This window comes from Asticcacaulis sp., from assembly GCF_051956075.1.
GTDB lineage: Bacteria > Pseudomonadota > Alphaproteobacteria > Caulobacterales > Caulobacteraceae > Asticcacaulis.
In genome coordinates, this window is record NZ_JBQCGA010000007.1 from 37,724 (window position 1) to 48,998 (window position 11,275).

The following is an 11,275-nucleotide window of genomic DNA, read 5'->3' on the forward strand; positions in this document are numbered from 1 at the left end:
TAGGTTGCATATCGCATCCTGTTGTTGTTTACAACAGTAATTTACAACGCATCATCCGCCGCGATATTTTACACGGTGAATCGCGGCCACTTCATCATGGTCAAAGCGCTCTGTTATGTCGGGATTGATGCGTCGGAAAAAATAGTAGCCATCAGCACCACGTTCATAAAGGCGTATCAGGCGCCTACCGTCTTTCATCTCGATATAGCAACCCTCAAGTCGCTTGGGATGGACGCCTCTTTGGACCCATACGCGCTCGCCTGGCTCCGCCCACGGCGCCATGCTTTCATCCGACACCTCATAAACCTCTTCCGCAGATGAATTCTGCCGCCCAGGCAAGGATATGACATTGTCAGAGTCGGCCTTTGAAACCCTGTCCAACTCATCGTCCAGATCCGAACGCGTCTTGCCGATCGCCTGGAGATAGAGACTGATCCTTTCGGCGGGCCATACGGCTGTTGCGTTCTCCCACCGGTTCATCGCCTGCTGACTCACGCCAACATCGGGCTCAAGCTCCTTCAACGCTCTTCCGCTACGGAGGCGGAGCATCTTCATGGCGGCGGCGAAGGCCTTATCGGGCTGGGTTCTGCGAGACATACGCAGACCATCCCCCGGCACAGGCTGAAAATCTTGTTGTAAAGTTAACCGCGCATTAATCATTATCGTTGTCTTTTACAACAAATCACCCTACCGACAAGCACGTTATGATCGAATCGCCACGTCCCCGCTCTGCGTTTGAGAAATGGTTGCACGACAACCACCTCAACTACAGCGCCGCCGCGCGCCTTTTTGGGTGTTCCGCTGAGTTTATCCGCCTGATCGCCTTGGGCGAGCGCCGCGCCAGCGGCGAGATAGGCCAGCGCATCCTTCAGGCGATGACCTCACATGAATTTCCCCCTTCGTTCGACGCTCCCCCGTCGAACGTGGCCGAGCCGTCCGCCGCCTTGCCCCCCAGGGCGGCGGGCGGCTCTTGCGCAGGAGCATCCGCATGAAACGCCGCATATTCGAATGTAACGGAATCTACGCCGTCGCCGCCAATGTGTTAGCCGCCCGCGACATCCCCGGCATGGGCGAAGGCGTCATGAGCGATGTCACCGACCGGCTGTTTCGGCTGGCGAACACCGTCCTTGGCCCCGAAGACCGCCAGCGCTGCCTGAGCTTCGAAATCGACGGCGCCGAAGCCTTCGTAATGGGCGCGCCCATCGCCATCAACTACGTCAACAAGGCCATAGCGACGTACGTCGCCTTCCCGAATTATCTGGCCGAATGGACCGTGGCCTCCAAGAATCAGCGCCAAAAGATTGGAGGCCTCGAAGCCAGAGGCCGCGCCGCCGACGAACTTGTTTCGGAATACGGCGCTGAAATCCAGCGCCTCAACGCCGCGCTCGGCAAGGCGCATGATGACATTCACGCCAAGGCGGAACGCATCCTGATTCTGGAAGCCGAGAATATGGCGCTCAAGGCCCCGCCGCCGACACCGGCGGAAGCGCAAGTCTCCGCTGCGAAGGCCTGGCAAGATCAGGCGGACGATCCCTTCACGGGGCAAGAGCAAGCTGTCGAGCCGCGCCCAGCACGTTCAGGCCACGCGACGACGGATGAAATTCTCAAACGGGATTATCCTGCCGGACGGCCTTGGCGCGACCTCCTCAATGAAATCCGCCTGAACGATGATCGGACGGAAAAAGCCATCCGCCGCCGCGCTGAAATCCTCGGCCTGAAGCGGCCAGCCACAGGCGCGGCGGTCCATACACCGGCGCCCACGGCAACCCAGACGGCGCAAAGCCACCCGCTTCCCACCCTCTCTCGCCTCGCCCTGACCCACGGTGACACCGTCATGCGACTGAGCGACGAGGGCAACAATCCGGACGAGATCGCCAAGGAGATCAATTTCGGACTGCGGCGCAACGACAAGATCAACGCCGCTCAGGTCAAGGCGATCCTTACCGAAATGCGCGCCTTTGATAAAGCCAAGAAGGCGGTGGCGGCATGACGCAGCCCTTCACCCTGATCCACCTCGCCGCCTGGCTGGACCTGATCGAGCAGGCGCGCCGGTTCCGCAACCCCAAGGTCACGGACCCCGCAAAGCTGCGAGCCGCTGGCGACCGCGCCGGGCAATCTGTAATGCCTCCGCGATATCAGAATGTCCGCGGCTCCTGCTTTCACCGGCTGTCACGGGTCGCGCGCATCACCCGCGCCTATGGCCCATCCGAACGCGACGCCCTGTTGTTCGATGCGCGCGCCTGTCTCGAACACCTGGTCGAGATCAGCAGCATGGTGTCAGAAACGCAGGACCGCCTCGCCGCTCTGGCCGACAGCGACTGGACCGCGTTCCGCATCGAGCTGACCAATCACATGTTTCCCGGCGCCAACCAGAGCATCACTGCCGCCAACCCGCGTTACAGGGCGGATATCGATGGATAGCGAACCTCACAATCCGCCCGTAAAGGGCCAGAACCGCGCACCCAGATTTCCCTGTCCTGAATGCAGCGGCGCGTCGATCGTTCGCACATCGGTTCGAATTTCACGCACCCTCCGTAGCATCATGTATCAGTGCAAGGACGTCGAGTGCGGCATGACATGGGAGTCGCACATCACCTATGTGCGCACCCTGTCGCCCAGCGGGAAGCCAAACCCGCGCTTCCCGCCTACGACGCCGCTGAGCAGGCCTCCCACGGAGACCCGCCCGCCCGGCGGCTGATCTCACCCCCCTGAACCCATCACGCCTCACAACGCGCTCTCCGGCGCGACCGCTACCTCTTTGCCTTCCGCCTCCGAAAGTCGACCGCCCGCATGGCCATGCAGAAAGACATCTTTGACGAGCTGATGCCGCGCCTGAAGTCGGATTTCGATTTCAAATCGACGTCAGGCAAGTGGTTGCAAAAGGGCAAGTGTCCGGCCTGCGGCAAGCGCGAGCTGTTCGTCAACGCCACGGATCCGTGGCTGCTGAAATGCGGGCGCGAAAACGCTTGCCGTTATGAGCGCTCGGTCCGCGATGAATATCCCGACATCTTCGACGTCTGGTCAAAGCGCTACGTCCAGACCGAAAAAGACCCTCACGCCGCCGCCGACGCCTACCTGACCGGCGCGCGCCGCCTGAACCTGTCCGGCATGCGCGGGGCCTACAGTCAGGAGACCTATTACGACGGCAAGCGGCGCATCGCCTCGGCCACCGTGCGCTTCAAACTGCCCGGCGGCACATGGTGGGAACGGCTGATCGACCAGCCGGGCCGGTTCGACCGCAAGGCCATGTTCGAGCGCGGCGGCGAATGGGGCGGCCAAGTCTGGGCCGCGCCGGATCAGGGCTTTGAAGCGCAGGCGCGCGCGAAACGCATCTGGATCTGCGAAGGCATTTTCGACGCCTGGGCGTGGCGCGATTCCGGAGAGGTCGCCGTCTCGGCTATGTCGGTCAACAACTGGCCGGAAAAATGGCTGACCGAGCTGCGCCGCACCCTGGCCGCGCTCGACCTCAAGACGGCGCCGGAACTGATCTTCGCCTTCGATATCGGGCGGGCCGGGACTGAGTACACCCGCAAATTCGTCGCCCGCGCCATCGAGGAAGGCTGGAAGGCCACCGCCGCCCAGCCGCGCGCCGAGGGTGAAGCTGAAAAGCAGGATTGGAACGACCTTAAGAGTCTGGGGCGCATGACGCCACAGGACGTCGAGACCTATCTCTGGAATGGCCGCGTCCTGCTGGCCAAAGACGCCACCGAAAAGGGCCTCCTGCTCTGGGAAAAGCACAAGTGGACCGACTTCCATTTCATCCACGCCAGCCGCACCTTCTGGGCGCATTTCGACACCGCGCAGATCAATGAGGTGGTGCAAAAGGAAGGCGTTACCGAGAAGTTCGCGGCCAAGTCCTGCGCCACCGTCACAGAGATCGCCAACTGCGCCTTCCGCTCCCTCTACTGGCAACGCGACGAGGCGGTCGACGAAGCCTATCACTTCATGCGCGTCGACTTCCCGGCATTGTCGCCCTACAAGGCGACCTTCACCGGCGCCCAGATTACCTCGGCGTCGGAATTCCGCAAGCGCCTCGCGTCCGTCACGCCGATCGGCATGTGGTCCGGATCGACGCGCCAGCTCGACCGTATCTTCGCCAAACAGGCGGGAAGCCTCAAAACGGTCGAGGCGCTCGATTTCGTCGGCTATTCCCGCGAGCACGAGGCGTGGGTGCTGGACGAGATCGCCGTGTCCGGCGGCAAGGTCATCCGCATCAATGACGAGGACTATTTCGACCTCGGCAAATCAGCCCTGAAACTGCGCACCCGCGAGCGCGTCTTCGACATCGTTTATGACGCCGAACGCTTCGAGACGCCCTGGCTGCGCCCGCTATGGGTCGCCTTCCGCGAAAATGGCGTCGTTACCCTCGCCTTCTGGATCATGGCGTTTTTCGCCGAACAGATCCGCCGCGAGTTCAAATCTCTCGGCTTTCTGGAAATGACCGGCATCCCCGGCACCGGAAAATCCACCATTATCGAGTTTTTGTGGAAGCTTTGCGGGCGCGAAAACTACGAGGGCTTCGACCCGGCTAAGTCCACCCTCGCCGCCTACACCCGCAACCTGTCCCGCGTCGGCAATCTGCCCGTGGTCTTCATGGAAGGCGACCGTGGCGAGGATGCGCCACACGCCAAGAAGTTCGACTGGGATGAGATTAAGCCCCTGTTCAACGGGCGCATCGGACGCGCGCGCGGCGTCAAATCCTCTGGCAACGAGACCTATGAGCCGCCTTTCCGTGGCGCCCTGATCATCGAGCAGAACTACCCGGTCAACGCCTCGCCCGCCGTCATGGAGCGCCTTATGCCGCTCAACTACACCAAGGACGGCTGGTCGGACGCGACCAAGAAGGCGGCGACAGCCATCGAGAACTGGCCGATCGAGGAACTGAGCGGCGCGGTTATCCATCTGATCCGGCGCGAGGCCGATTACCTCAAGACATTTCGTGATGGCCTGCGCGGCTGGGAAGATCATCTGCACAAGGCCGCAAAGGTCCGCAATGGCCGTATCCGTCTGACCCATGCCGAGCTGCATGCCGGTCTCGATGCGATGGCCGTCATCCTGCCGGGTCTCGAAAGCGAAATCGTCGCGCAGGTGCATGCCTTCATCGACAGGATGGCCCAGACCAAGGACCGTTCGCTCGAAGCCGACCATCCTATCGTGTCCGACTTCTGGGACGCCTATGACCTGATGGTCATGAAGGACGGTCTGGGCGACATCAACCTGCACCGCAACCAGACCGATCTCATCGCCGTCAACCTGCTGGACTTTGAGTCCCGCTGCCGCCGCGCGGCGGTGAGCTGCCCGCCGGTCACCGACCTCAAAAAGCACCTGAAGGCGTCGAAATCCCGGCCCTTCGTGGACGCCAAACCCGTCAACACCACCAACGACCGCGTCGTCTACTGCTGGGTCTTCAAAAACCCGGACGCCGTCGCGCGCGCCAAGCAAGGAGCCTGATCGTGACCCTGCTCGATGACCTGTACCCTTTCGCCGTCAATGCCGTCATGGAGGCTGGCAAGCCTTCAACCTCCTACGTCCAGCGCCAGCTCAAAATCGGCTATAACATGGCCGCTGCCCTGATCGAACGTATGGAGGCGGCGGGCCTTATCAGCCCGGCAGATCATACCGGCAAGCGCGATATCCTCGCGACACAGCCCGGATCATCCGCCCCCGTTTACGGGGGAGGGGGACCGCGAAGCGGTGGAGGGGGCGGCGGGTCGGCTTCGGGCGTGTCGCCCTGGACAGACGACTCCGCGCCCGTCGACGAAACCCCTGCGCCATCACCGCCAGACAACGACCCCGAACCCGAAGGCGAGCCGCGCACATTCATCTGTTCCGGCTGTGATGCGGAGGAAACCTCGACCCGCGACCTGCCGCGGGGCTGGTGGACACAAACCTCGCCCCGTCTCGGCGTCATCCTGCGCTGTCCGGCCTGTTCCAGGGCCAATGCGACCCGCATCGCGACCGAGCATTACACGACCGAGCAGATCCTCAACGCCGGATCCGATGGCGCTGAGGTCGACGTCATCACCGGCGCCGCCCAGACCCGCCTGAAGACATTCATTCAGCGCGGCCAGCGACTTCGCGAAGATGCCCGCGCCCTGCAGGCCGATCTCAAGGAGTTGATGGACGAGGCCAAAGGTGAAGGTTTCGACGTCAAGATCCTGCGCAAAGTCCTCACCTACATCGAAAAAGACAAGGTCAAACGAGAGGAGGAGGACGCCGTCTTCGACCTCTACCTGACGTCCATTGGCGAACGCTGATGCGCCAGCCCTGCCCCTCTGAAAAACGCTCTTACCTCAGCCGCAAAGCCGCCCGCTCGGCCTGCGCCAAGAGCGGAAAGCGGGGCAGGCCCTACCTCTGCCACTACTGCAAAACCTTCCACATCACCATCGAAACAAAGGAGAAATGAACGTGGATGAACCCGAAACCCAAACCGTCAGCCTGCCCGCTGGCGACTACGCGCTGATAGAGCTTTTCGGTCACCAGCAAATCGTCGGACGCATCGCAGAAATTGACCGCTTCGGTACAAAATTCCTTCAAATCGAACCGGTTTTCGATAACAAACTGCTCGATCCCGTGCTTCAGGGCGGCGGCTCTATCTATCGCCTGACGCCCTGCTCAGCCGAGACCGCAGCCCGCGCCCAACCGAAACAGTCATGGCAGTTGCCGGACTCAGTCAAGCGCGCCGCTGGTCTGGGTGAGCCTGCGCGAATTGAGCGCTTCACCGGCGAAGATTTCGACGAAGGCCCATACGGGGCCGACGAGGACTTCCTGCCATGATCCCCGACACCGCAACCGTCGTGGCCTACGCCCCGAACGCGCCGCGCGCCGAGGAGCGCCTCGTCCTCTGTGACGGCTCCCTGCGCGACCGCCTGGTGCGCGTCCTGACCAACATGGGCGTCACGCCCCTGCTGGTCGCCTTCGCACCTGGTGGCGCAGCCAAACAGGAAACCCACCTGATCGGGCGCGACGAGGACGGCAAACAGGCCGTCTTCGCCCGCTTCCTCTACGGCGCATCCGTCGCCGACCTCGAAGCCGTCCGCGCCGACCTGGTCGCCGAAGGCTGGAAACCAACCCCACCCCGCTTCGACATGACCTTGCCCGACGGGCGCACGGTCTAAAATCCGCGTTTGAGGAGAAACAGACGCATGAGACACCCCGAAATCCCACGCCTCGCCCTGTCCATCCGCCAACCGTGGATCTGGGCCATGCTGAACATGGACAAGCGCATCGAGAACCGCATGTGGCTGACCAATAAGCGCGGCCCGATAGCGCTTCACGCCGCCAAGGGCATGAAGGACAGTGAGTTCCATGACTTCATCGACTTTATCGACGAAATCCGCCCGCTCGATTCCGCTCTGGCTATGCGCCATCGCAAGACCCACATACTGGGCGAGTTGCCGCCGCCGACCTGGTAGACTGCATCGGCCCCGGCACCCACAAGGCGCCGAATGACCCGTGGTTCATGGGCCGTTACGGCTTCCAGCTCGAAAATATCAGACCAGTCCCTTTCATCAAGGTCGCCGGCGCCCTCGGCTTTTTCGACTGGCGCGAGCGCCTGGAGGTGGCGGCATGACCGTCTATGTCGACGACATGTATCGTTATCCTATGGGCCGCTTTCGACGTATGAAAATGTCTCACATGATCGCAGACAGCCGTGAGGAGCTGGATGCGATGGCCGACAAGATCGGCGTAGCGAGGCGATGGATACAGAACGCTGGAACGCATCAGGAGCACTACGATATCGCAATGACTGCGCGCGTGAAAGCGGTGCAGTCTGGGGCCATTGAAATCAGTCTTCGGGACTGTTCATTCATGTGCGTTCGCCGCCATGTTGAAGGTATTCTCGGCTTACCCGCCGAAGCCGAAATGTGGCGTCTTGCTCACTGGGCGAAAATGCAGGCCCAAAAAGGCGGTGCGGCATGATCTGGCCTTTTAAACGCAAATCCTTCTACTCTGGCGTCTGCAACTGCAAACCCGGACACCCATCGCCTCCACCGTGTTCCCGTAGCGGCTTCCTCGGATCATCCCCCTTATTTTGCTGCGAGAAGCAGGCGCGCGAATGGCCAGATCAAGTTTTCGGCTATTTGGACGAAATCGAGCGCCTGCACCGCGCGATCCGCACCAAACCCGCACCGCTCTGGCCCTTCGACGGCCTGACGCCGCTGAAATACGGCGCCATCATGGTCGATCCGCCCTGGTCGTACAAAATGCGATCGGAAAAGGGCTACGCCAAGTCGCCGGAGGCGCACTACGCCACCATGTCGATCGACGCGCTGCGCGCCTTGCCGGTGGCGCAGCTCGCCTCTGGCGACTGCCTGCTATGGATGTGGTCCACCTGGCCACACCTGAAACAGGCTCAGGATCTGATCGAGGCATGGGGCTTCACCTATAAGACCGGTGGCTCATGGTTCAAAAAGGGCAGCAAGGGCGGCTCCAGCTTCGGCACCGGCTATATCTTCCGCTCATCCTGCGAACCCTACCTTATCGGCACCATCGGACGCCCTGAGTTGGCCGTAAAAAACCAGCGCAATGAGATCATCACCTGCGATCTCGACCGCGACCCCGATGCCTGGCCCGACGCCATCGAGGGCCTGCGCCGCGAACATAGCCGCAAACCGCCTGAAGCCCGCGAAATCATGGACCGCATGCTGCCCTCGACCTTCAAGGCCGAGCTGTTCGCCCGCGAACCGTGGGCCGGTCACGACGTCTGGGGCAACGAAACCGATAAGTTCGAGGCCGCAGAATGAGCCTCGCCCTTCAAACCGTCGATCGTTATGGCCGTGAACTCTACCTCTACGGCGTCGGCTACCGCATGGACGATGGTCGAAGCTGGACGGCATACATCTACGCCTATGACGACGACGACGCCGGGGACCGCGTCCGGGCCTTATGGACGTCCGATCAATCGCCCCGCCAGATCGTCGAGACCTGGTGATGACGAAGCGCGCAATAGGCATGGATGGTGGAAAGGGATCAGGCCTGGCGCCCGATCTCCCCGCTGGTGTATCTGTTGCACCATTTGACGTCGTCTCGATCGAGGCCCGTATCGTCGCCACAAAGGAGGCGCGCGACTCTCTTAAAAATCTGGTACGGTCTATGGCCCGCGCCCAGGCATGGGCCGATCATCTAAATTATCGGCGGAAATCATGAAAAGCGAAAATACACAGCGCACTGTCCGCTGGAAAATAGCCTTAGTTATTCTGATCGCCGCAACTATCCTTGGCCAGCAGGCGCAGATTTTCTATCTCTCTAAGCAATCAGAATATGCCTATGATGATGCCGAAACCTCACTCAAGAAGATATCAGACCTCGAATATCGGGTCGACGACTTAGAAAAGCAACTCGGTCAGTAAATGCCACCTCGCGCCGCCATCTATAGCCGATTTTCCACAGACCTTCAGAACGAGAAGTCGATCGAAGATCAGGAAGCCGTGGCGCGCGCATATGCAGAACGCAATGACCTGACCATAGCTGCCCGTTATTCTGACGCCGCCCAGTCGGGCGCTTCGATCTTCGGACGCGACGGACTCCTTCAGCTGCTGGCAGACGCCAAGACAGGTCGCTTCGACGCCGTGATCGTCGAGGAGTTGGACCGCCTGTCACGCGATATGGAAGATCTGGCCGGAATTCACAAACGCCTGACCTTCTGCGGCGTTGACATCATCGCAATCCACGAAGGCAAGGCCAACACAGTGACCATCGGCCTGCGCGGTCTGGTCGGCCAGCTCTTCCGTGAAGACAATGTCCACAAGACGAAGCGCGGCATGGCAGCGAAGATCCGCGACGGCCTTTTCGCCGGTGGAAAGCCTTATGGCTACGCGCTCGACCCTGCGCGTAAGGGCCATGCCTCGATCGTGGAGGCAGAGGCCGACATCATTCGCCGGATCTATCGCGACTATCTGGCCGGAATCAGCCCGCGCGAGATAGCCCACCAGCTCAATGCCGAACATATTCCCGGCCCGCGCGGCGGACCTTGGCAGGGATCGGCCATATATGGCTGGCCAAGACGCGGAACCGGCATCCTGCGCAACCCTATCTACGACGGCCGACTGGTCTGGAACCGGATGAAATTCGTCAAGGATCCGGATACAGGTCGCCGCGTATCACGTCCAAACCCTCCGGAGGCATGGGAAACCATCGACGCGCCCCAGCTGCGCATCGTCGAAGCGCCGCAATTCGCCGCCGCACAGGCCATGATGGGCGGGCGTGTGCGAACGCCACAGGAAGCGGCCCGGATGAAGCGCCCAAAGCGGCTCCTGTCCGGACTGCTGAAGTGCTGCGCCTGTGGCGGCGGTATGTCCGTGGTCAGCGCCGACAAGAGCGGACGCGACCGCATTATATGCACCAATCACCGCGAGCGCCGCGCCTGTCCGGCCCCGAGAACCTACTATCTTGACAAGATCGAGGCGCTGGTTATCGAGACCTTGCGCGTGAACCTGACCCAGCCGGACATGCTGGTCGAATACGTGACCGCCTACAACGAAGCCCGCCGTGAATTCGCCCGCGAAGCTGGCACCCGACGTCGGATGCTGGAGAGAAAAGCAGCCAACCTCGACGCTTCGATCGAGCGCCTACTCGACCTGATCGTCGCAGGAACCGGCGACGCGACCCGCATGGGCGAGCGCATGAAGGGCCTGCAAGCCGAACTGGACGAAGTTCGCGTTGAACTCGCCCAGGAGCCGAAGCCCGACGACGTCGTCACCTTGCACCCAGCGGCGATCCGCCACTACGCCGACCAGCTCTACAGCCTCAAAGCCGCCATCGACACCGGCGACGCCACAGCGGCTCAGATGTCTAAGTCGATCCGCGACCTGGTCGATTCCGTCACAGTGGCGCCCGGCGAAAAGCGCGGCGAAGTCCGCATCGCAATCGCTGGAAAACTAAGGCTGTTACTAGAAGATATCGCCCCACCGCAAGAAGTGTGGGGATCGGTGGTTGCGGGGGCCAGATTTGAACTGACGACCTTCAGGTTATGAGCCTGACGAGCTACCGGGCTGCTCCACCCCGCGTCACCTTTAATCAGCGGCAAATCCTTCGCTTACGCTCAGTGTACTTGTCGCTGGACTGTACGGACAAAAAATCCTTGGGACGGCCCTGCGGATTTTTTGGCATGTCACGCAATAGACTTGCGCTCAGATATTAAAAAACCGGGCGGGCTTATGTGCCTGCCCGGTTTGGGTATTGTGTATGAAGGGTATTTTACCTGTTTTTGGTAGACCTGGCGACGACCTACTCTCCCGCGCCTTAAGACGAAGTACCATCGGCCCTGGAAGGC

The 11,275-nt window shown here is 61.3% G+C and carries 15 protein-coding genes, 1 tRNA gene and 1 pseudogene; 14 read left to right on the forward strand and 3 right to left on the reverse strand.

What is annotated here, in order from left to right; translation table 11 throughout:
* Window positions 1–51: 51 nt before the first annotated feature.
* Window positions 52–660: a helix-turn-helix domain-containing protein gene (locus tag ACTHLA_RS01660; RefSeq protein ID WP_440184616.1), complete on the reverse strand. Its 609-nt coding sequence runs from the start codon at window positions 658–660 to the stop codon at window positions 52–54.
* An 86-nt stretch (window positions 661–746) separates the two neighbouring features.
* Between ACTHLA_RS01660 and ACTHLA_RS01665 the strand changes: the two genes are divergently transcribed.
* The 14 genes and pseudogenes from ACTHLA_RS01665 to ACTHLA_RS01730 all read left to right on the forward strand — a co-directional run.
* Complete coding sequence (locus ACTHLA_RS01665) at window positions 747–992, forward strand: hypothetical protein (protein ID WP_440184619.1); 246 nt, start codon at window positions 747–749, stop codon at window positions 990–992.
* A complete protein-coding gene (locus tag ACTHLA_RS01670) occupies window positions 989–1,990 on the forward strand; it encodes a hypothetical protein (RefSeq protein ID WP_440184621.1) in 1,002 nt (333 codons plus the stop codon). The genes ACTHLA_RS01665 and ACTHLA_RS01670 overlap by 4 nt, the downstream gene beginning before the upstream one ends.
* Window positions 1,987–2,421 (forward strand): hypothetical protein, encoded by a 435-nt coding sequence (locus tag ACTHLA_RS01675; RefSeq protein WP_440184624.1) that lies wholly within the window; start codon window positions 1,987–1,989, stop codon window positions 2,419–2,421. Before ACTHLA_RS01670 ends, ACTHLA_RS01675 begins: the two co-directional genes overlap by 4 nt.
* A complete protein-coding gene (locus ACTHLA_RS01680; RefSeq protein ID WP_440184627.1) occupies window positions 2,414–2,698 on the forward strand; it encodes an ogr/Delta-like zinc finger family protein in 285 nt (94 codons plus the stop codon). The genes ACTHLA_RS01675 and ACTHLA_RS01680 overlap by 8 nt, the downstream gene beginning before the upstream one ends.
* Window positions 2,699–2,790: 92 nt before the next feature.
* The gene (locus tag ACTHLA_RS01685; protein WP_440184630.1) at window positions 2,791–5,451 is read left to right on the forward strand and encodes a toprim domain-containing protein; all 2,661 of its coding nucleotides are present in this window, start codon (window positions 2,791–2,793) and stop codon (window positions 5,449–5,451) included.
* A 2-nt stretch (window positions 5,452–5,453) separates the two neighbouring features.
* The gene (locus ACTHLA_RS01690) at window positions 5,454–6,257 is read left to right on the forward strand and encodes a DNA translocase FtsK (RefSeq protein ID WP_440184632.1); all 804 of its coding nucleotides are present in this window, start codon (window positions 5,454–5,456) and stop codon (window positions 6,255–6,257) included.
* A gap of 151 nt (window positions 6,258–6,408) precedes the next feature.
* Complete coding sequence (locus ACTHLA_RS01695) at window positions 6,409–6,777, forward strand: hypothetical protein (RefSeq protein ID WP_440184635.1); 369 nt, start codon at window positions 6,409–6,411, stop codon at window positions 6,775–6,777.
* Window positions 6,774–7,118, forward strand: a complete 345-nt coding sequence (locus ACTHLA_RS01700) for a hypothetical protein (protein ID WP_440184638.1) — start codon at window positions 6,774–6,776, stop codon at window positions 7,116–7,118. The genes ACTHLA_RS01695 and ACTHLA_RS01700 overlap by 4 nt, the downstream gene beginning before the upstream one ends.
* Window positions 7,119–7,145: 27 nt before the next feature.
* Window positions 7,146–7,415 carry a hypothetical protein gene (locus ACTHLA_RS01705; protein WP_440184641.1) on the forward strand — a complete coding sequence of 90 codons (270 nt, stop codon included), beginning with the start codon at window positions 7,146–7,148 and terminating at the stop codon, window positions 7,413–7,415.
* A gap of 154 nt (window positions 7,416–7,569) precedes the next feature.
* On the forward strand, window positions 7,570–7,923 hold the full coding sequence (locus ACTHLA_RS01710) for a DUF4031 domain-containing protein (RefSeq protein WP_440184643.1): 354 nt from the start codon (window positions 7,570–7,572) through the stop codon (window positions 7,921–7,923).
* Between the two features lie 161 nt (window positions 7,924–8,084).
* On the forward strand, window positions 8,085–8,747 hold the full coding sequence (locus ACTHLA_RS01715) for an MT-A70 family methyltransferase (protein WP_440184646.1): 663 nt from the start codon (window positions 8,085–8,087) through the stop codon (window positions 8,745–8,747).
* Window positions 8,744–8,935: a hypothetical protein gene (locus tag ACTHLA_RS01720; protein WP_440184648.1), complete on the forward strand. Its 192-nt coding sequence runs from the start codon at window positions 8,744–8,746 to the stop codon at window positions 8,933–8,935. The genes ACTHLA_RS01715 and ACTHLA_RS01720 overlap by 4 nt, the downstream gene beginning before the upstream one ends.
* A 211-nt stretch (window positions 8,936–9,146) precedes the next feature.
* Window positions 9,147–9,353, forward strand: a complete 207-nt coding sequence (locus ACTHLA_RS01725) for a hypothetical protein (protein ID WP_440184651.1) — start codon at window positions 9,147–9,149, stop codon at window positions 9,351–9,353.
* Window positions 9,354–10,418 (forward strand): annotated as a pseudogene (locus ACTHLA_RS01730) (recombinase family protein); the annotation flags it as partial. It abuts the gene before it with no gap.
* A gap of 153 nt (window positions 10,419–10,571) precedes the next feature.
* Here the strand turns inward: ACTHLA_RS01730 and ACTHLA_RS01735 are convergent.
* Both ACTHLA_RS01735 and ACTHLA_RS01740 read right to left on the reverse strand, forming a co-directional pair.
* Window positions 10,572–10,727, reverse strand: coding sequence for a hypothetical protein (locus tag ACTHLA_RS01735; RefSeq protein ID WP_440184654.1), 156 nt, complete (start codon window positions 10,725–10,727; stop codon window positions 10,572–10,574).
* Window positions 10,728–10,932: 205 nt separating this feature from the next.
* Window positions 10,933–11,009, reverse strand: a tRNA-Met gene (locus tag ACTHLA_RS01740).
* Window positions 11,010–11,275 lie beyond the last annotated feature (266 nt).